The following is a 19399-nucleotide window of genomic DNA, read 5'->3' as shown; positions in this document are numbered from 1 at the left end:
GGGGAGAAATTCATGGATTTACAGCAATTTGCTCAGGCTTTAAATGAATTTGACAATGTCTTAATTACTGACGATAAAGGCTGTGCAATATTTTATGATTTACCAGATTTAAATATATTAATGGAAATCGGCTTAACACCAGATGAATTTTTTCACAGTACTGTAACTGATAATTATCAAAATTTATCACCTGAAACAAGCTCCGTTTTTAAAGTATTGCAAACGGGACAACCAATTTTATATTACGAACAACAATTAACAACCTTGAATGGTTTTAGTTACTTATCATTAAGTTCAACCTATCCAATAATGGAACAGGGCAAATCCGTTGGTGCGATTGAATTTTTAAAGCATTTTTATGAAAGTAAGCAAATAAAATACTTAGATAATTTCCTGGGACATAAACTATATCGAGATAATTACACGGCGTATCGCCTAGAGGATTTTATTACGACAAACGCGGACATGAAGGAGCAGCTCGATAAGGCACGCCGCATGTAAAGCCATTCGCTACATATATCGAGGGCGAATGCGTTTTTGGACAATCAACGATTCAAGCTACACATTAAGTATCTATATAGATGCTGTCGCTGCTATGACACATTTTATATATATCGCCATTCCCTTAAATATAATAAAGAAGGTGTCTCACTAGGAGGTACCTTCTTTTCTTTTAGTTAGAAACTACTGTTATAAAATGTTAGCGAGTGCGAACTTTATGTTTCACAGAGAAATTATGTTCACTAGAGAGTAAGTAAATAATACCTTCAATAAAAGATATAATGACAGGTATATAAGTCCAGCAGAAAACTAAATAAAGAATCCCTTGGAAAACCTTCCCTAAATAAAATTTATGAATACCGATACCGCCAAAAAATATAGCGAGGAAACCAGCTAAACCTTTACTTTTTATAGGCCATGAAGGATCAATACCATCATACATAGGAGCTTGTTGTGGCTGCGCTTGATAGGCAGGCTGTACCGCTTGTTGAAAAACAGGCTGTACTGGTTGTTGAAAAGCAGGTTGTTGCACTCTTGGTTGTTCGTTTTGGAAACTGAATTTTTCCCCGCAATATTTACATTGAGATAATGTGATATCAGCAGGTGCACCACATTGTGGACATTCGATATTGCTCATGTTAATACCTCCAATTATTTTCTAAGTACAGAGTCGAAAAATTAGTGTGATTAAAACTGTTAAACGGGATGAACCCGAGCACCACAGTTATTACAAAACTTAGAATTAACATCTATTTCTTGTCCACATGAACAAACAGGTTTCAGTAAACTAGTTCCACAAGTACTGCAGAATTTTGAAGATTCTTCGTTTTCATTGTGACAGGAATGACAAGTAATAACTTTTCGCACTAAATTTTCCCCACATAAATTGCAAAACTTACTGCTAGAAGAAATACTGCCATGACAAGAAGGACAAATCTTATGCGTAGGCTGATGACCAGGTTGCTGTACTTGTTGGTTCATCATGGATGCCATGCCTTGTCCTACACTCAAGCCAACTCCACCAGTTGCAAATATACCAGCTACTCCATTTTCATTTGATGCGGCTGACTCATAAACATCAAAGCTACGTTGGGTAATATAACGATTGTCCCCCATAATTTCAAACTTAGCTTTATCCTGTAAAATTTCATTAATTTCTTCAAAATCTTCTTCAGGGAAATTAATAGATTGAATATGGAAATGCGCTGTTATAAAGCCATACTTAATAAATTCTTCTGATACTTTTTCTTTTAAGCTATTTGAAATGTTTTGAAGCTCTGGAGTTATCTCCAATGCAGAAATTTTCTCATTAATAATCTTATTTGCAAGTTCGGTTTTTACAGATGTAATAAGAGAACCTTTAAAATAATCCTGTACTTTTTCGAAGCTAACAATATCATCTTTATTCATAGAGCCTATCACTTCTGAAAAGAATACTAAGTAATCATCAAGTCGTAGAGCTAATTGCCCAAATGCTCTTATACGCAATTTTACAAAGTATTTTGGATCAATTAACTGAATAGGATCAGTGGTTCCCCAATATAAATCCATTTTCACAGTTAGATTTATAAAGTAAATCTCTGCTGAGAAGGGAGTTTCCCCTCCATATGCTAAATTTACAATGTTATGAAGTATGGGTAGGTTATTCGTAGATAAAACGTGCGTTCCTGCATTAAAAACATCACACATTTGACCACCTTTTACAAAAATGGCTACTTGTCCTTCATGGACGATAAGTGTGGTACCAAGTACTAGCTTGTCAGTTGGATGCTTGTAAATTAACCAATCACGTGAGCGTAATCCGTCAAATTTCACTCTATCAAAAATAGGCATTAACATTAAACCCCCTATTTATTTACTAATAAATCAAAATTATAACTAGTTATATTCTCCCTTTTGAGTTTATGTATGTCAATGTTTTATCGTGCAGAAATTTGGTGCTGCCATATAAAAAAAGGTGTCTTCATAATGAAAGACACCTACTTTTTATAATCACATTTTTTATTCATTCGGCAATTCCTTTTCAGCGATTGCTGCTTGTCTTGCCTTTTTCTCTGCCTTCTTTCGTTCACGTAAAGCTCGGAAAAAATCGGTTAGGATTTGTCCACATTCAGCAGCTAAAATTCCTTCAGATACTTCGCATTCATGGTTAAAGCGAGCATCATTTAATAAACAATAGAGTGAATCTACACAGCCTGCTTTCATATCCCTTGCACCGTAAACGACACGTGGTACACGGGATTGTAGGATTGCACCTGCGCACATGGGGCAAGGCTCAAGCGTAACGTAAAGTGTTGTTTTTTCGAGACGCCAACTGCCGATTTTTTGACAAGCCTCTTGAATAACCATTAATTCAGCATGTGTTGTTGCATTTTGTGTTGTTTCTCGTAGGTTATGAGCTCTTGCAATAATTTCCCCATCATAAACAAGGACAGCCCCTATAGGTACTTCCCCAAGTATAGCTGCTTTTTTTGCTTCCTCTAATGCTTGTTTCATAAATAGACGATCTGTTTCAAAAATATCCACTAAATATCTCTCCTTAAAAGTAGTTTATCCTGCTTAATTGGTAATTGCTACTTTTAACTTCATGCAGAATTCTAAAGTATGATGTATTGACATTCCTAAAATAACCATTTATATTTATATATGAACACATGCTCATATATAAATATAAATTATTGGGGGTAAACTAATATGGATGAACAAATAAAAATAACGTCTGTGGAAAATAGTCAGCATTTAGACGATGAGACATTATTTGTTGTGTCACAAACTTTTAAGGCATTAAGTGACCCGACACGAATTCGAATTTTAAATTTACTATGCGCAGATGAGCATTCCGTCAACGACATTGCTGAAATTTTAGATTTAGGACAATCGACTGTTTCTCATCAATTACGGTTTCTAAAAAATTTGCGATTAGTAAAATTTAGACGAGAAGGTACCACTTTATATTACTCCAAAGATGACGATCACATTATGAATTTATTGAAGCAGGCAATTGAGCATGCTGCACATAACTAAAGAACGGAGGGATTAGTGATGGGACATAATCATGATCATGGCCATGATCATACACATGGCGCTAATAAAAAGGTGTTAATCGTATCATTTATTATTATTACTAGTTATATGGTTGTTGAAGCAATTGGTGGTTTTTTAACGAATAGTTTGGCTCTTTTATCGGATGCCGGTCATATGTTAAGTGATTCCATCTCATTAGCTATCGCCTTACTTGCGTTTGTTTTTGGAGAAAAAGCAGCAAGCTATAGTAAAACATATGGATATAAACGATTTGAAATATTAGCGGCAGTATTAAATGGCGTTACATTAATTGGGATTGCATTATTTATTTTCTATGAAGCGATCGAACGTTTTGCAAATCCTCCTGAAGTGGCTACTACAGGTATGCTTATTATTAGTACAATTGGTCTTTTGGTTAACATCTTAGTTGCATGGATTATGATGCGTGGTAGTGATACAAAGGACAATTTAAATATGCGTGGGGCTTTTTTACATGTTCTGAGTGATATGCTAGGTTCCGTAGGGGCTATTGTGGCTGCCTTACTAATTATGTTTTTTGGTTGGGGATGGGCTGATCCTCTAGCGAGTGTTATTGTTGCCTTATTAGTAGTAAGAAGTGGCTACTATGTTACAAAATCCGCTATTCATGTCTTAATGGAAGGAACACCTTCAAATGTCGATGTTCAGGAGATAATTGGATTAATTGAACAAACCGATGGGATAGAAAGCATCCATGATTTACACATCTGGACAATTACTAGTGGAACCAATGCTTTGTCTTGTCATGCAGTTGTAAATGAGCACTTAAAAATTGCAGATGGTGAGCATATTCTACGAAAAATTGAACATAATCTTGAGCATAAGGGTATTAAACATGTAACCATTCAATTAGAAACGGCTTCCCATCCACATGAAAGCTCGATTTTATGTCAATTGAAAAATGTTCATGAACATCACCATGAATAAAAAAAATTTTACGACTTGCATACCCTTCGTGGGTATAGTATGATAAAACTGAAATAGGAGGTGTAGTGAATGGAGGACATAGTAAAAGAGGATGCTTGTCATACAGAGGGAGCTACGTCTTGTCGAAAAAGCCATCACCCTGAGCGTGTAAAAAAGGATTTAACAACTCGTTTAAACCGTATAGAAGGTCAAATCCGAGGCATTAAGGGAATGATCGAAAAAGACGTTTATTGTGATGATGTTATTACGCAACTGTCTGCGACACAGTCAGCTTTGAATAGTGTAGCGAAAATTTTATTAGAAGGTCATTTAAAGGGTTGTGTTGTGGATCGTCTATCGGAGGGCGATGATGCAGTTTTAGATGAATTAGTAGTAACGATTCAAAAGTTAATGAAAAAATAGATGTTTATAAAAAAATAAAAGGAGAGATTTATTATGCAAAATGTAACATTAAATGTACAAGGAATGTCATGTGGTCATTGTGTAAACGCGGTTGAAAAAAACGTTGGTGCTTTAGCTGGTGTTGAACAAGTAAAAGTAAATTTAGCAGAAGGTTTAGTTGTTGTTGTATTTGACGATGCACAAGTATCACTTAATCAAATTAAAGAGACAATTGATGATCAAGGCTATGAAGTAAAATAAAATTTTTAGAGTGCTTCTGTGGCACTCTCTTATTTTCGAAAATATATACCCCCTGTCGGTATAAGGAGAGGTGAAAGGTAAATGAGTTCTGATCATAAGGAAGCTAATTTGCAAATTACAGGGATGACATGTGCGGCCTGTGCCACTCGAATAGAAAAAGGGTTAAATAAAATGGATGGAGTAGAACAAGCAACCGTTAATTTAGCGCTTGAAAAATCATCTATTAAGTACGATCCAGAAAAGCTAAGTGAAGCAGATTTTGAAAAAAAGATAGAAGCGCTTGGCTATGGAATAGTTAAACAAAAAACTGAACTTGATATTACAGGAATGACATGTGCGGCCTGTGCTACTCGAATAGAAAAAGGATTAAATAAAATGAGCGGCGTATCATCTGCCAATGTCAACTTAGCTCTTGAAAAAGCAATGATTGAGTTTAACCCATCAGAGGTGAACATTGCAGATATTATTGCTAAGGTTGAGAAGTTAGGATATGGCGCCCATCAAAAAGCAGATGAGCAGGAAACAGAGGATCATCGAGAAAAGGCTATTAAGCAGCAACAACAAAAATTTATTTTATCAGCTATTTTATCCCTACCACTGCTCTGGACGATGGTTGGACATTTTTCATTTACATCGTTTTTATATGTGCCAGAATTCCTTATGAATCCTTGGGTTCAAATGGTGTTGGCTACACCTGTACAATTTATGATTGGTAAGCAGTTTTATGTAGGGGCATATAAAGCATTACGAAATGGCAGTGCAAATATGGATGTACTTGTTGTGATGGGGACATCAGCGGCTTATTTCTATAGTGTTTATCAAGCAATCGTGACGATAGGATCACATCATGGCCCGCATCTCTATTTTGAAACAAGCGCTGTATTAATTACATTAATTTTGTTAGGTAAATTATTTGAGGCAAAAGCAAAAGGGCGTTCATCTGAGGCGATAAAAAAACTGATGGGCCTTCAAGCCAAAACAGCCATTGTTGTACGTGACGGTCTAGAGATGGAAGTGCCTTTAGAAGAAGTGATGATTGGTGATATCATTCTAGTTAAACCAGGTGAAAAGATCCCCGTTGACGGAGAAGTTTTAGAGGGAACAACGGCTGTTGATGAATCCATGTTGACAGGAGAAAGTTTACCAGTCGATAAAAAGCAGGGCGATTCATTATTTGGATCGACTATTAATAAAAATGGTTTTATAAAAATGACAGCGACAAAGGTTGGCCGTGATACGGCACTAGCACAAATTATTAAGGTGGTAGAAGATGCTCAAGGATCAAAAGCACCGATTCAACGTTTAGCAGATCAGATCTCAGGGGTTTTTGTACCAATTGTTGTGGGCATTGCGATTGTGACATTTATCGTGTGGATTATTTGGGTACGTCCAGGAGAATTTACGCCTGCTTTAGAGGTCTTAATTGCAGTACTGGTGATTGCTTGTCCATGTGCACTTGGTTTAGCCACACCGACCTCTATAATGGCCGGTTCTGGTCGCGCCGCTGAATTTGGCATTTTATTCAAAGGTGGCGAACACTTAGAACAAACACAAAGTATTGATACGGTCGTTGTAGATAAAACAGGGACAGTGACACATGGTAAGCCAGTGCTAACGGATGTTCTTTTAGCGCCAGACCAAGAGGAAACACACTTTTTATCATTAATTGGTGCGGCTGAGAAACAGTCGGAGCATCCACTTGCTGAGGCGATTGTTCATGGTATAGAAGAACGTGGGATTGCTTTAGGGGAAGTTCAATTTTTTGAGGCTATTCCAGGTTACGGTGTGCAGGCAACAGTCTCAGGTCAAGGTGTTGTCATTGGTACACGAAAATTAATGCAACAGTACGGCATTCAGCTAGATGATATTTTACCAACAATGGAGCAATTAGAGCGAAACGGCAAAACAGCGATGTTGGCCGCAATAAATGGCCAATATGCGGGGGTAGTAGCTGTTGCTGATACTGTAAAAGATACGTCTAAGGAGGCCATTCATCGTTTACAGAATATGGGCATTACAGTCATCATGATGACGGGAGATAATGAACGTACAGCCCAGGCAATAGGCACAGAGGTAGGCGTGAACCAAGTTATTGCGGAAGTTTTACCTGAAGGAAAAGCAGATGAGGTGAAAAAACTTCAAGCTCAGGGTAAAAATGTAGCAATGGTTGGCGACGGTATTAATGATGCACCTGCGCTGGCAACGGCCAATATTGGTATGGCCATTGGTACAGGGACAGATGTGGCGATGGAAGCGGCAGATATTACGTTAATCCGTGGTGATTTAAATAGTATTGCGGATGCCATTCTTATGAGTAGAAAAACAATGCGTAATATTAAACAAAATCTGTTTTGGGCATTTGCTTACAATACATTAGGTATTCCGATTGCTGCAATTGGTCTGCTTGCTCCGTGGGTGGCAGGTGCGGCAATGGCTTTTAGTTCTGTATCGGTTGTATTAAATGCTCTACGTTTACAGCGAGTGAAATTGTAAAGATGAAAAGGCATTGGGATGCATATTCTCAATGTCTTTTTTCTATTTATACGGAGGGAAATTTCCTGCTTAATTTTCTAGAATAATAGGTTGATTCTGTTTTTCATTTTCTCACTATGATAAAATGAAAGGTACTGACTCATTTATGTAGAACACAATGATCGAATCCATAGAACAAAAGGAGGAGCTTCTGGTGACGGTTCCATTTGTTACGGTAGAAGGTCCGATTGGTGTTGGTAAAACCTCTTTATCGAAAGAGATAGCGGCGACATTTAATTACCATCTATTAAAAGAAATTGTAGACGAAAACCCTTTTTTAAATAAGTTTTATGAAAACATTGAGGAGTGGAGTTTCCAAACGGAAATGTTCTTCCTTTGTAATCGCTATAAGCAATTAACGGACATTAAAAAATTCCGATTTGCTCATGCCAAGCCAGTTGTAGCAGATTATCATATTTTTAAAAATTTAATATTTGCGAAGCGTACACTGGCATCTACCGAATACGAAAAGTATGAGGAAATATATCAAATATTAACAAAAGACATGCCTGTTCCTAATGTAGTTGTTTATTTACATGCAAGCGTTGAAACATTGATGAAACGCATTGCCATGCGTGGACGAGATTTTGAAAAAATGATATCACGCGATTATATGGAGCAGCTCGTAACCGATTATCATTCTTTTATCGAACATTTTGAGAAAATGCATCCTGAAATACCAGTTATTAGATTTAATGGAGATCAGCTCGATTTTGTTAAAAATCCAGACGATTTAAATTATGTTTTAAAAATTATTAAGGATACGTTACAAAAAAGGAGTTTGCAATAATGAATTTAAGAGAGAAATACGATATTCCTCCACAAACGGTCATCACGATTGCCGGTACTGTAGGCGTAGGAAAGTCTACGATGACAAAAGCGTTAGCAGAAGCATTAAATTTCCGTACATCATTCGAAAAAGTAGATACAAATCCGTATCTTGATAAATTTTATGAGGACTTTGAAAAATGGAGCTTCCATTTACAAGTCTACTTTTTGGCAGAGCGTTTTAAGGAACAGAAACGTATTTTTGAGTATGGTGGAGGATTTATACAAGACCGTTCTATTTATGAAGATACTGGGATATTCGCTAAAATGCATTACGATAAGGGAACAATGAGCCCAACAGATTATGAAACATACACAAATTTATTTGATGCTATGGTCATGACACCGTATTTCCCACATCCAGATTTACTTGTTTATCTAGAGGGACCGATTGATGCTGTTATTGGGCGTATACAAGAACGAGGGCGCGCAATGGAGCAACAAACGCCAAATGATTATTGGATAGAAATGCATGAACGTTATGAAAACTGGGTTAATAATTTTAATTCCTGTCCAGTTCTACGTTTAGATATTAATGATTATGATTTATTAAAAAATCCGGATGCAATTGAATCAATTGTGAGCCGTATCAGTCATATGCTAAAACAAACAAGCCATTTAAGAAAATAGAAGAGCAACAAACTACCAAAGAACGTGAAACAATACATAGCCGATTGTTTCACGTTTTTTGAATAGGAGGGATTACTATAAGAATTGCAGTGTATTGCGGATCTGGTATAGGTAAAAGTCCAGTGTATGGGGAGAAAGCTACAGAGCTAGGTACAGTATTAGCTAAGCACGGACATAGTGTTGTTTACGGCGGTTCCAAAATGGGGTTAATGGGAAAGGTAGCAGATGCTGTTTTAGCCGCAGGTGGAGAGGTTATTGGTGTTATGCCAACCCATTTACAAAAGCGGGAACTGGCTCATTCTTCATTAACAGAAATTCATTTTGTTGAGTCTATGCATATTCGGAAAGCTAAAATGGCGGAGCTGGCTGATGCATTTATTGCTCTTCCAGGAGGTGCAGGAACGTTAGATGAATATTTCGAAGTTTTTACTTGGGCACAAATTGGCCTTCATGAAAAACCTGTCATTTTATATAATGTGAATGGTTTTTATGATGCACTCTTACAGCATTTTAAAATAATGCTAGAGGAAGGATTTATACGACCTGAACAAAAGTCCTTTTTCCGTATAGCAACTACTCCAGAGGAAATAGTACGTTTACTAAAAAAACATGGGTGAACATTGCCCATGTTTTTTATAATATAAAATAAACGGTAAAAAATAGAAATAGATGAGGTGGATTATGCAAGGTGCAGATACTCAAGTAACCGATGATTTAGTAGTACAAGCCATTGAACGCAATATAGCAATTATACGTTTTGATATGAATCGAAGGGTAGCCTATGTGAATGAACCGTTTGCTAGAACATTAGGCTATACAGTACAAGAAATGTTAGGAAAGAATCATAAAGATTTTTGTTTACCACATTTCGTTCACAGTCCAGCATATGAACAATTTTGGCGCAATTTAGTAGCAGGAAATAGTTATCAGGGCAAAATTGAGAGAATTGATGGAAATGGCCAAAGGATTTGGCTTGAGGCTACGTATATGCCTGTTTTCGCCAACCATACAAATAAAGTAATCGGTGTTTCAAAAATTGCTACAAATATTACTGAACGCCAAAATGAAATAACAAATGTAGCCGATCAATTGAAGGAAATGTCTAATGAGCTTCATCAACGTTCAGAGGCTGGTATTCAAAATAGTCAAGAATTACTGAGCACCATTCAAGTGGTTTCTCAGGAGTCAAAAGAAAATGTTAGCAATCTGGCACAGCTAAAAAATCAAGCTGATTCCATTAAAGGGATTGTGAAAACCATTCAAGAGATTGCTTCCCAAACAAATTTATTAGCTTTAAATGCAGCTATTGAAGCTGCGCGAGCTGGGGAGTATGGCCGAGGCTTTGATGTAGTGGCAAAAGAGGTGCGGAAGCTTTCTGTCAGGGTAGAGCAATCCATTTCAGAGGTGAAGGATCATATAGAAGGGATAGAGCGGGAAATTAGTCAAGTGACAGACAGTATTACAAAGATAGCTGAAAAAGTAGAAAAAACAAATGAACAAATTACTATTACAACTAAAGATTTTAATGAAATTGCATCTGCGGCTGAAGCTTTAGACGAGCAGTCCAAGCAATTTATTGAAATTATTTAACGTTCCATATTGCCCCATCCACAGACTAGGTGGTGGACTAATTTACAATATTTTAGTAGATATATTGAAATAGTATAAGTATTTTCTTTACAATATTTGTGTAAGACGTTCATTAATCATAATAGGGGTGTTATGGATGACAAAAGTGGAAGTAAGTTTTCAGCATCTACCAACAACAGCTATTTCAGATGCGACAGGTGGACATACGAATTTGTGTAGTACGATTAAACCGCTAGCCAATCATTTTAAAATTGCTGGGCGTGCGGTAACTGTACGATTACCAGATGGTGAAAATGGTGCAGTGTTGGAGGCTATTCGAGCGGCCAATGAAGGTGATATTTTGGTTATTGATGCAAAAGGAAACACCAATCGAGCGGTAGCAGGAGATTTTGTGGTGTCCTTAGCAAAAGGTATTGGTGTACAAGGCTTTGTAGTTGACGGTGTAATTCGTGATATTGCCGCTATTCGTGAGTTAGATTTCCCTGTATTCGCTTTAGGTACTACAGTAGCTGCTGGTAATAAAAATGGTGGTGGTAAAGTAAATGTTCCCATTGCCCTTGGAGGAGTAACAGTTCACCCAGGCGACTATATAATTGGAGATGTGGATGGTGTCATTGTTGTACCACAGCAAGATGCTGAAAAAGTGATTGAAGCTGCAGAGGAAAAGATACTTAAAGATGAAAAGCGTGCGCAAGAAGCACATGTAAATGGCAAAGAATCTGTTGTTGCGTATTTAAATAAAGTGCTTGGAAAATAAAAAAACGCTCACGATGCCATCCAACATCGTGAGCGTTTTATATTTTATGCTAAATTCTCATTTTCATTAAAGTAATTCTTCATTTTTTCGCGATCGAAACGGCCTTCCCATTTCGCCATTACTAATGACGCTAATGAGTTACCAATTACGTTAACAACTGTACGTCCCATATCAAGAATACGGTCAATACCAGCGATAAATGCTAGACCTTCTAACGGAATGCCGACAGTACCTAAAGTGGCTAGAAGCACTACGAAAGATACCCCTGGAACCCCTGCAATCCCTTTTGATGTAACCATCAATACAAGCATTAACGTAATTTGTTCACCAATGCTTAGGTGAATACCGTACATTTGCGCAATAAATAATGCTGCAATCGCTTGGTATAGCGTTGATCCGTCTAAGTTAAAGGAGTAACCGGTTGGGATAACAAAGGATACAATATCCTTCGGAGCCCCTAATTTCTCCATTTTTAACATAATACGCGGTAATACAGCTTCAGAACTTGCTGTTGAGAATGCTAAGATTAGCTCATCTTTCAACACTTTAATTAAATAGAAGATGCTGATTCCTGCGAATTTTGCCACAAGGCCAAGAACAACAAAGATAAAGAATAACATAGTTGCATAAACAAGAATGGCTAATTTGGCAAGTGGTACCAGTGAAGCAAACCCATATTTGGAAACGGTTACACCAATTAAACCAAATACCCCGATTGGAGCAAACTTCATTACGAGATTAGTTACCCAGAACATCGCATCTGCTACCCCTTGGAAGAAGTCTAAGACTGGCTTTCCTCGATCGCCAACTGCTGCAACTCCTAAACCAAAAATAACTGAGAAGAAAATAATCGCAAGCATATTACCCTCAGCCATAGACTGAATAATATTTGTTGGGACAATACCTACAATTATATCGAAGGGCCCCTCATGCTGTACTTCCTCAGTCGTTGTAACATACTTCGAAATATCCCCTTGAGATAATTCGTTCATGTTTATGCCTGCACCTGGTTGGAAAATGTTAGCGGAAAGTAATCCGACTAAAATAGCTACAGTCGTAATAATTTCAAAGTAAATAATAGATTTCCCGCCTAATCGCCCAAGCTGCTTCATGTCTCCAGTACCAGCAACACCTACGATTAATGTAGAAATAATAATCGGTACAACAATCATCTTAATAAGATGTAAAAAGATATCCCCTAATGGTTGTAAATATGTCTCAATCTTGGGGTTTCCATAAAAAATACCACCAACAATGATCCCTAAAATCAAGCCGATTAAAATTTGAGCGGCTAGACTGATTTTAAATTTCTTCTTCAAACCCTTTGTACCCCCTGATATTAAATTTTTAGGACACGCCTTACTTTAATAATACGGAGGACTTATGGAATCCGACAAAATCCGAGAAAATTAATTTAATTTTGTTAAAATGTCTGAATATAGCACTTGTATAAATTTCTTAATATTTACCTTTGCTTTACGATTGTCATGATCTTCAATCTGAGTCATGAGTTGACGAATTTCTTTAAAATCGAAGTAGCGAGGGGCATAGTATTCAAACTCAGAGTTGGTGTAATCGACAACACCTAAGTTTGCGAGATTAATCATGGCAGCTAATATCGTTCTGCGCACACGCTGTTCTATGGCTTTACTTTCCTTTAAAATGTCATCAGGTGTAGCCTTTGTTACAGCAGCGATTTCTTCATAAAGCTCCTTTAATGGAGGGAGGGGGGCAATCTTATGCTGATGAGCAAGTAAAGTTTCGATAATAGCTATAATATCCTCGCTTCCAATCTCACCGACAATACCCATATCATTTAATATAGACTGAATATGGTCTCGTGAAGTTGCTTTATTTGCCTTTTGCTCACTTAATTCAATATTTGTAAGTGATTGACGAATAACTAACAGTGAATTTTTTAGCCGAAATTGTTCTGTAGTTTTTTTCAAAACATTTTCAACCTCAATGCGGTTAATCGGTTTATGAATGAAGAAATCTATTCCTTGCTCATAAGCCTCACCAACCATTTCTTTATTCACAACCTGAGAAATCATTATAAATTGACCCTCAAAGCGATTTTGAATAAGATGTTCGACTGTGGCTATACCATCAAGCTTTGGCATCAGTAAATCGATTAGTACAATCTCTGGCTGGGTCATTAAAATTTGTGGTATGGCATCCTCTCCATTACGAGCTTCGCCAATCACTGTACCTAAGCCACTATCTTCAATAATTTGTTTTAACATGACACGACTTGCGCGATCGTCGTCTACAATAAAATACCTCATTTAAGTCTCTCCCGTTTGAATAGTTTGCGTAGGAATTATGATTTTAAACGTTGTGTATTGATTGTTTGATTCAACGGTTATGGAGCCTTTTAATTTTTCTATTAGTTCAGCAACATGTGAAAGGCCAATGCCAGTAGCTGCGACACCTTCTACATTATATTTTGTGGTAAATCCAGGTTCAAAAATAATAGAAAAATCATTCTGTGAAATTCCCTTTCCATTATCACATATTGTTACTACAGTATTATCCTCTTGTCGTTGAATAGCAATAGAAATGATACCTTGTTCTTCGATAGCCTCCACTGCATTGGCAGTTAAATTATTTAAAAGCGCAAGCAGTGCAATATGTTCCTTTGTTTGAAAATCGAAGTCTATACTTGTTTCAAACTGTATATTCTTCCCAAGTAATTCAGCGTACTTACTATTGCCGTCTTCGATATAATGTAATAATTCTGATAATATGAAAGGCCCGAAGCTTCTCTCACCAACAATCTTTGAAATGCCCGCATAGATGCGTTGTGAATCCTTTTTCACTTCATGAATTTCCTGGGCAATATGAAGAGCTTGCAAGCTTTCCGCTCGATATCCTTGAGCTTTTAATTGCCGATATAATTCAAAACCGCTAGCTGTTATGGTTTCAATATGGTTCATGGATTTTTTTAAATACAGAGTCTCAACATAGAGGTCAGATCCAATATTCAGCATCTCTTGTACACGTTTTTTTTGTTCGGCGATCAATATAGAGCTATAAATACCAACTACAAAAAAGCTTCGTAATAAGGCCACTGCTAATAGGATCAAAAGGTCGTGAAGAAATAAAAATGTATAAGTTTGTACAAAAAATCGGAAAATCTGTTCGGCTAAGTTACTAATGACCTCACTAAAAGCGACGAGTAAACCAAGCTTTAGTGGCTTTTCTCTATATGTTTGAACATCTAAAATTTGTAGGCATATAGCAAACAATACATAAAATAGACCTGCTGGTAAATGGTTAAATATGCTCTCTAATACGGATATATCGTGTAAATAGGAATTAAAAACACGAAAAATGATTGTCACTATACTTGTAGCAAACCCAGCTAAAATAATGGGAGTGGGTTTAATTAATGTGCATAAGAAAAAGATAATGGTGCCTAAACCAAAGCGAAATGTCGTATTGGCAAACGGCATAATTTTAATTTCACTACCAATTGCGGTCAAAACAGCAATCAAAATAACCCAAGTGAGGGAAGTGCGAGCTATATTTCTTTTCGATGGCAATATGACAACCTCCCATAAGCGATATAATAAAAAAATACCACAACCGAGACGGAAGTGGTATTTAACAAGTCATACATACAATTTTGGCAAAAAAAAACGGCTACATTCGTAGTCGGAAATTAAAAACTGGAGGAGGTAGAGGGATTCGAACCCCCGCGCGGTGTTACCCGCCTGTCGGTTTTCAAGACCGATCCCTTCAGCCAGACTTGGGTATACCTCCATGTTATATTACTTTGCTGTCTTTCGACAAAAATAAATTTATCATAACTTAAAACTCAAGTCAATATTTTTTTCGAAAAAATATCATGATGGGAAAAATACATGGGTAATAAATAATTTGTGCATTAAGTTGCAATTTATACAAACAATCAGTATACTAGTTATTGCCGTGCTAGGTGGGAAGGTAGCGGTGTCCTGTAACTCGCAATCCGCTCTAGCGAGACTGAATTCCTTTTTCGAGGCTGTCCGTATTGTTTGGTCTGCCTTCTGCACGTAGTGTTGACGATTGGGTCCTGCGCAATGGATACCCATGAACCATGTCAGGTCCGGAAGGAAGCAGCATTAAGTGGTCATATCCATGTGCCGCGGGGTTGCCTAATCTGAGCTAACGACAGGAGTAACGCTTATGTGCGGCTGTCAAGGAAAGGTGCACGGCATTAAATTGCCAACTCAAAGCATCCGCCTACTATAAGGCGGATGCTTTTTTTATTTTAATTAGTTACTTCATTTTATATATAAGGCAGCAAATGCTATAATAAGACTATTCTATTTAATGGAGAAGGAGAGAGAAAAACAGTGACGTATCAAGCATTTTACCGTGTGTATCGTCCGCAATCTTTTCGAGAGATGTCCGGTCAAGCGCATGTCAAAAGAACGCTACAAAATGCTCTCCTAGCGAATAAAACGACGCATGCTTACCTTTTTTCTGGGCCACGTGGTACAGGGAAGACAAGTACAGCTAAAATTTTTGCAAAAGCTTTAAATTGTGAACATGCGCCTGCAAAAGAGCCTTGTAACGAATGTGCTACATGTATAAGTATTACGGACGGTTCGCATCCTGATGTCATTGAATTTGACGCAGCTTCAAATTCACGTGTTGAAGAGATTAGAGATATTATAGAAAAAGTTCGTTTTGCTCCTGCAAGCAGCAGATACAAGGTGTACATTATTGATGAAGTGCATATGCTCTCTACAAGTGCTTTTAACGCTCTTTTGAAAACTTTAGAAGAGCCGCCTCCTCATGCAGTATTTATTTTAGCAACAACAGAGCCTCATAAATTGCCTGCAACAATTATTTCTCGTTGTCAGCGCTTTGATTTCAAACGACTTTCTACCAATGATATTATTGAACGTATGAAAGTTGTCTTAGAAGATATTGAGCTGCCGTATGAGGAGCAAGGCTTAAAGGTAATAGCGCAATCTGCTGCTGGGGGAATGCGTGATGCTTTAAGTTTATTGGACCAAGTAGTATCTTTCAGCGGAGAGAAACTAAAGCTTGAGGATACATTACTAGTTACAGGTTCAATAAGTCAGGATGTTTTTTATGATTTAGCCGAGGCACTCAAAGCGAAAGATGTTGCACAAATGCTTGCGCTATTAGAACAACTAATTGTTGATGGTAAAGATCCACTGCGTCTTTCAGAAGATTTAATTACATTTTTCCGTGATTTATTATTACTTCAAACAAGTGATGATTTAGCTGAATTATTAGAGCTCGTGTCTCCTGAAGAACGTGTATTATCCTTGGCGCATGAATTTGCACCGAATATGCTTTATGGCTATATCGATATACTTGCGAAAACTCAGCAAGAAATGCGCTTTTCTCACCATACGAAAATCTATTTAGAAACGGCATTACTTAAAATGGTACAGTTTTCGGGAGGGAGCACTAATCAAGCGGTAACTACAACGAGCGATACGGCTATTAACCCTGAATTCGCTCAAAAAATTGTAGCGCTTGAACAGATGGTTCAACAATTATCTGTACAATTACAATCAGGGGCTCCTGTGCAAGCATCGCAAACACCAAAAGAGCAAAGACCACGTGCTAAAAATCCAAACGGCTATAAGGCTCCGACCGGTCGTATCCAAGAGGTACTAAAAGACGCTACAAAGCAAGATGTTCAACGTATAAAATCGGTTTGGGCACAAGCACTAAATCAATTGCAAAAATCTCAATCTGCGCTTTTAGCTGAAGCTGAACCAGTTGCGGCATCTTCAAGTGCTTTTGTGTTAAAATTCAAGTATGATATTCATTGTCAGATGGTTGCAGATAATCAGTCTTTAAAGGGCCACTTTACACAGTTAATTGCCGGACAAACTGGTACAATGTACGAAATGCTTTGTATACCAGAGGAATCTTGGTTAAAAATGCGTGAAGAGTTTATCCGTGATCATAGTATGCAGCACAAAAAAACTTCAGCTGCATCAGAGAATGGTGAGGAATTATTAGAACCACCACCGGCAGAAATGTCGGATGAGCCATTTATCGATGATGCTCAGCCACTTGCTTCACAGGACCCACTTGTGACAGAGGCTGAAAATCTCTTTGGTAAAGATTTTGTTGAAATTATGGAAGATTAAATTTTAGGAGGAAAACATGTATGCGCGGAATGGGAAATATGCAAGGTATGATGAAAAAAATGCAAAAAATGCAAAAGGAAATGATGGAGGCTCAAGAGGCTCTAAATGCAGAGCAATTTGAAGGTGTTGCAGGTGGCGGCATGGTAAAAGTAACTGTGTCTGGTCAACGTGAAGTTGTGTCAGTAAATCTTGATGAATCTGTAGTAGATCCAGAGGATATTGAAATGCTACAAGACTTAATCGTTATTGCTACTAATGAGGCATTAAAAAAGGTAGAAGAAAAAACGAACTCAACGATGGGTAAATTTACTCAAGGCTTAAACCTTCCATTCTAGGAGGTATTCATATGTACTACCCAGAACCAATATCAAAATTGATCGATAGTTTTATGAAATTGCCAGGTATCGGGCCAAAAACTGCGGCTCGTCTGGCGTTTTTTGTGTTATCAATGAAGGAAGAAGATGTCTTATCTTTTTCTAAAGCATTAGTTGATGCTAAACGAAATTTAAGCTACTGTTCCGTTTGTGGCAATATTACGGATGTAGACCCATGTCACATATGTACAGACAAACAACGAGATCATTCGATTATTTGTGTTGTTCAAGATACAAAAGATGTGATTGCGATGGAAAAAATGCGTGACTATAATGGCATGTACCATGTGCTACAAGGTGCGATATCACCGATGGATGGTATTGGTCCAGAGGATATTAATGTCGCTTCCTTGTTGGTCCGGTTGCACGATGAAAGTGTCCAAGAGCTTATTCTAGCTACGAATTCAACTATTGAAGGCGAGGCAACAGCTATGTATATATCTCGCCTTGTCAAACCATCAGGTATTCGTGCGACCCGCATTGCGCACGGATTACCAGTAGGTGGGGATTTAGAATATGCTGATGAGGTAACGTTATCTAAGGCGATGGAAGGTCGACGTGAGCTGTGAGTGAGGGATTAATATGTTCTTCCGTAGTAAAGGAAAGCTAAAAAAAGAGTTCGATGATAGGCTTGTAAATCTTATAAAAGAAACAAAAGAGGATTTACAACAGGCTAAGATAATAGAAGAATTAATGGACGACTATGATCTAGGGGCGATCGCTCAACGAAAAGCGGCAGAAAGCATTCATTTTTATTTATTTAAAGAAGCTAGAATTCGCAGAGTGTTAATTAAATAGTTCTATTGGCCATTCATAGAAGCAATACAGGAAACATAAACTTTCATAATTATTTTTTTGAGGGGGTAACCATATGTCTTGGTTAGTAATTATGAGTATTTGTGTTCCTGTAGGGCTTCTTTTTCTTTATGTCATAATAAGACATGCTAAGCTTGGCAAAATCTTAGAAGGATTATCTGTTTTTTGGTTTCGATTTGCATTTGCCTTCCTATTATTATTTATGATTCATTTAGGTATCGGTTATATAGGATATAATGTGCCGATTAATCTTTTCTCTGTCTTAACAATTGCCGTTTTAGGTATTCCAGGGGTTCTAGGAATAACAGCTTTAATATTTATTTTATAAAATGCTTGCAATATAATAATATTATGGTATAGTTATAGAAGTCGCCAATACAACTGGTTGAAACGAAAATAAATTGAAAAATTTATGTTGACACAGTGTATGAGACATGATATTATATAAGAGTTGCTGTTGAAAAACAACAACAAACAACATGAACCTTGAAAACTGAACAAGCAAAACGTAATCAATAAAGTTTTAAGTAACTAGCCTAGCTAGTGAACGAAACAAAATTTTGGACATCAAAATTGATGCCAGCAAAACAATTTGAGCTAATCAAATT

Annotated in this window: 22 protein-coding genes, 1 tRNA gene and 1 other RNA gene; 17 read left to right on the top strand and 7 right to left on the bottom strand. The window is 37.2% G+C overall.

Features of this window, described 5'->3' with window-relative positions:
- Positions 1-12: 12 nt before the first annotated feature.
- The gene (locus AC1Q6O_RS22580; protein ID WP_239355486.1) at positions 13-501 is read left to right on the top strand and encodes a transcriptional regulator; all 489 of its coding nucleotides are present in this window, start codon (positions 13-15) and stop codon (positions 499-501) included.
- A 199-nt stretch (positions 502-700) separates the two neighbouring features.
- On the opposite strand, the gene AC1Q6O_RS22575 is transcribed toward AC1Q6O_RS22580, so the two are convergent.
- The 3 genes from AC1Q6O_RS22575 to tadA form a co-directional block, all read right to left on the bottom strand.
- On the bottom strand, positions 701-943 hold the full coding sequence (locus AC1Q6O_RS22575; protein WP_201798435.1) for a TM2 domain-containing protein: 243 nt from the start codon (positions 941-943) through the stop codon (positions 701-703).
- Positions 944-1197: 254 nt separating this feature from the next.
- On the bottom strand, positions 1198-2334 hold the full coding sequence (locus AC1Q6O_RS22570; protein WP_090003332.1) for an SPFH domain-containing protein: 1137 nt from the start codon (positions 2332-2334) through the stop codon (positions 1198-1200).
- Between the two features lie 168 nt (positions 2335-2502).
- The gene (tadA, locus tag AC1Q6O_RS22565) at positions 2503-3027 is read right to left on the bottom strand and encodes a tRNA adenosine(34) deaminase TadA (protein ID WP_171366143.1); all 525 of its coding nucleotides are present in this window, start codon (positions 3025-3027) and stop codon (positions 2503-2505) included.
- Between the two features lie 168 nt (positions 3028-3195).
- Between tadA and AC1Q6O_RS22560 the strand changes: the two genes are divergently transcribed.
- The 10 genes from AC1Q6O_RS22560 to AC1Q6O_RS22515 all read left to right on the top strand — a co-directional run bounded on the left by AC1Q6O_RS22560 (position 3196) and on the right by AC1Q6O_RS22515 (position 11470).
- Entirely contained in the window at positions 3196-3525 is a 330-nt protein-coding gene (locus tag AC1Q6O_RS22560) for an ArsR/SmtB family transcription factor (protein ID WP_008179665.1), read from the top strand.
- Between the two features lie 18 nt (positions 3526-3543).
- A complete protein-coding gene (locus tag AC1Q6O_RS22555) occupies positions 3544-4491 on the top strand; it encodes a cation diffusion facilitator family transporter (protein ID WP_239355485.1) in 948 nt (315 codons plus the stop codon).
- 69 nt (positions 4492-4560) lie between these two features.
- Positions 4561-4893, top strand: coding sequence for a metal-sensitive transcriptional regulator (locus AC1Q6O_RS22550; protein WP_008179668.1), 333 nt, complete (start codon positions 4561-4563; stop codon positions 4891-4893).
- 33 nt (positions 4894-4926) lie between these two features.
- Positions 4927-5133 carry a copper chaperone CopZ gene (gene copZ / locus AC1Q6O_RS22545; protein ID WP_342550670.1) on the top strand — a complete coding sequence of 69 codons (207 nt, stop codon included), beginning with the start codon at positions 4927-4929 and terminating at the stop codon, positions 5131-5133.
- Between the two features lie 81 nt (positions 5134-5214).
- A complete protein-coding gene (locus AC1Q6O_RS22540) occupies positions 5215-7626 on the top strand; it encodes a heavy metal translocating P-type ATPase (protein WP_089987396.1) in 2412 nt (803 codons plus the stop codon).
- A 193-nt stretch (positions 7627-7819) separates the two neighbouring features.
- Positions 7820-8455 carry a deoxynucleoside kinase gene (locus tag AC1Q6O_RS22535; protein ID WP_036121980.1) on the top strand — a complete coding sequence of 212 codons (636 nt, stop codon included), beginning with the start codon at positions 7820-7822 and terminating at the stop codon, positions 8453-8455.
- Complete coding sequence (locus AC1Q6O_RS22530; RefSeq protein WP_008179676.1) at positions 8455-9123, top strand: deoxynucleoside kinase; 669 nt, start codon at positions 8455-8457, stop codon at positions 9121-9123. The genes AC1Q6O_RS22535 and AC1Q6O_RS22530 overlap by 1 nt, the downstream gene beginning before the upstream one ends.
- 89 nt (positions 9124-9212) lie before the next feature.
- On the top strand, positions 9213-9740 hold the full coding sequence (locus tag AC1Q6O_RS22525) for an LOG family protein (RefSeq protein WP_043990637.1): 528 nt from the start codon (positions 9213-9215) through the stop codon (positions 9738-9740).
- A gap of 64 nt (positions 9741-9804) precedes the next feature.
- Positions 9805-10713 (top strand): methyl-accepting chemotaxis protein, encoded by a 909-nt coding sequence (locus AC1Q6O_RS22520; protein WP_008179679.1) that lies wholly within the window; start codon positions 9805-9807, stop codon positions 10711-10713.
- A gap of 136 nt (positions 10714-10849) precedes the next feature.
- Positions 10850-11470 (top strand): RraA family protein, encoded by a 621-nt coding sequence (locus AC1Q6O_RS22515; RefSeq protein WP_107922876.1) that lies wholly within the window; start codon positions 10850-10852, stop codon positions 11468-11470.
- 44 nt (positions 11471-11514) lie between these two features.
- Here AC1Q6O_RS22515 and AC1Q6O_RS22510 read toward each other — a convergent pair whose 3' ends face one another.
- The 4 genes from AC1Q6O_RS22510 to AC1Q6O_RS22495 all read right to left on the bottom strand — a co-directional run bounded on the left by AC1Q6O_RS22510 (position 11515) and on the right by AC1Q6O_RS22495 (position 15238).
- Positions 11515-12789: a cation:dicarboxylate symporter family transporter gene (locus tag AC1Q6O_RS22510; RefSeq protein ID WP_008179685.1), complete on the bottom strand. Its 1275-nt coding sequence runs from the start codon at positions 12787-12789 to the stop codon at positions 11515-11517.
- 90 nt (positions 12790-12879) lie between these two features.
- Entirely contained in the window at positions 12880-13758 is an 879-nt protein-coding gene (locus AC1Q6O_RS22505; protein WP_008179686.1) for a response regulator, read from the bottom strand.
- The gene (locus AC1Q6O_RS22500) at positions 13759-15018 is read right to left on the bottom strand and encodes a sensor histidine kinase (protein WP_089987394.1); all 1260 of its coding nucleotides are present in this window, start codon (positions 15016-15018) and stop codon (positions 13759-13761) included.
- A 127-nt stretch (positions 15019-15145) separates the two neighbouring features.
- Positions 15146-15238, bottom strand: a tRNA-Ser gene (locus AC1Q6O_RS22495).
- Positions 15239-15404: 166 nt separating this feature from the next.
- Here AC1Q6O_RS22495 and ffs point away from each other — a divergent pair.
- The 6 genes from ffs (at position 15405) to AC1Q6O_RS22465 (ending at position 19119) form a co-directional block, all read left to right on the top strand.
- An RNA gene (gene ffs / locus AC1Q6O_RS22490) (signal recognition particle sRNA large type) lies at positions 15405-15672 on the top strand.
- A 141-nt stretch (positions 15673-15813) separates the two neighbouring features.
- Positions 15814-17601 (top strand): DNA polymerase III subunit gamma/tau, encoded by a 1788-nt coding sequence (gene dnaX / locus AC1Q6O_RS22485; protein ID WP_171366158.1) that lies wholly within the window; start codon positions 15814-15816, stop codon positions 17599-17601.
- 20 nt (positions 17602-17621) lie between these two features.
- Positions 17622-17936, top strand: coding sequence for a YbaB/EbfC family nucleoid-associated protein (locus AC1Q6O_RS22480; RefSeq protein WP_004233957.1), 315 nt, complete (start codon positions 17622-17624; stop codon positions 17934-17936).
- An 11-nt stretch (positions 17937-17947) separates the two neighbouring features.
- Positions 17948-18544: a recombination mediator RecR gene (gene recR, locus AC1Q6O_RS22475; protein ID WP_008179695.1), complete on the top strand. Its 597-nt coding sequence runs from the start codon at positions 17948-17950 to the stop codon at positions 18542-18544.
- A gap of 13 nt (positions 18545-18557) precedes the next feature.
- Positions 18558-18773, top strand: a complete 216-nt coding sequence (locus AC1Q6O_RS22470; RefSeq protein WP_008179697.1) for a YaaL family protein — start codon at positions 18558-18560, stop codon at positions 18771-18773.
- Between the two features lie 73 nt (positions 18774-18846).
- Complete coding sequence (locus AC1Q6O_RS22465; protein ID WP_008179699.1) at positions 18847-19119, top strand: pro-sigmaK processing inhibitor BofA family protein; 273 nt, start codon at positions 18847-18849, stop codon at positions 19117-19119.
- The last annotated feature ends 280 nt before the right edge of the window (positions 19120-19399 follow it).

Source organism: Lysinibacillus sp. GW823-FHT06C08, from assembly GCF_058795135.1.
Note: the sequence above shows the minus strand (reverse complement) of the source record. Positions and strands in the feature narration are given on the sequence as shown.

Bases quoted from the DNA above. Each gene is read 5' to 3' on its own strand.
- copZ (WP_342550670.1), top strand. From the start codon at position 4,927: ATGCAAAATGTAACATTAAATGTACAAGGAATGTCATGTGGTCATTGT.
- AC1Q6O_RS22465 (WP_008179699.1), top strand. From the start codon at position 18,847: ATGTCTTGGTTAGTAATTATGAGTATTTGTGTTCCTGTAGGGCTTCTT.
- AC1Q6O_RS22520 (WP_008179679.1), top strand. From the start codon at position 9,805: ATGCAAGGTGCAGATACTCAAGTAACCGATGATTTAGTAGTACAAGCC.
- AC1Q6O_RS22580 (WP_239355486.1), top strand. From the start codon at position 13: ATGGATTTACAGCAATTTGCTCAGGCTTTAAATGAATTTGACAATGTC.
- AC1Q6O_RS22530 (WP_008179676.1), top strand. From the start codon at position 8,455: ATGAATTTAAGAGAGAAATACGATATTCCTCCACAAACGGTCATCACG.
- recR (WP_008179695.1), top strand. From the start codon at position 17,948: ATGTACTACCCAGAACCAATATCAAAATTGATCGATAGTTTTATGAAA.
- AC1Q6O_RS22505 (WP_008179686.1), bottom strand. From the start codon at position 13,758: ATGAGGTATTTTATTGTAGACGACGATCGCGCAAGTCGTGTCATGTTA.
- AC1Q6O_RS22480 (WP_004233957.1), top strand. From the start codon at position 17,622: ATGCGCGGAATGGGAAATATGCAAGGTATGATGAAAAAAATGCAAAAA.
- AC1Q6O_RS22515 (WP_107922876.1), top strand. From the start codon at position 10,850: ATGACAAAAGTGGAAGTAAGTTTTCAGCATCTACCAACAACAGCTATT.
- AC1Q6O_RS22555 (WP_239355485.1), top strand. From the start codon at position 3,544: ATGGGACATAATCATGATCATGGCCATGATCATACACATGGCGCTAAT.
- AC1Q6O_RS22570 (WP_090003332.1), bottom strand. From the start codon at position 2,334: ATGCCTATTTTTGATAGAGTGAAATTTGACGGATTACGCTCACGTGAT.
- AC1Q6O_RS22575 (WP_201798435.1), bottom strand. From the start codon at position 943: ATGTATGATGGTATTGATCCTTCATGGCCTATAAAAAGTAAAGGTTTA.
- AC1Q6O_RS22550 (WP_008179668.1), top strand. From the start codon at position 4,561: ATGGAGGACATAGTAAAAGAGGATGCTTGTCATACAGAGGGAGCTACG.
- AC1Q6O_RS22540 (WP_089987396.1), top strand. From the start codon at position 5,215: ATGAGTTCTGATCATAAGGAAGCTAATTTGCAAATTACAGGGATGACA.
- AC1Q6O_RS22470 (WP_008179697.1), top strand. From the start codon at position 18,558: ATGTTCTTCCGTAGTAAAGGAAAGCTAAAAAAAGAGTTCGATGATAGG.
- AC1Q6O_RS22560 (WP_008179665.1), top strand. From the start codon at position 3,196: ATGGATGAACAAATAAAAATAACGTCTGTGGAAAATAGTCAGCATTTA.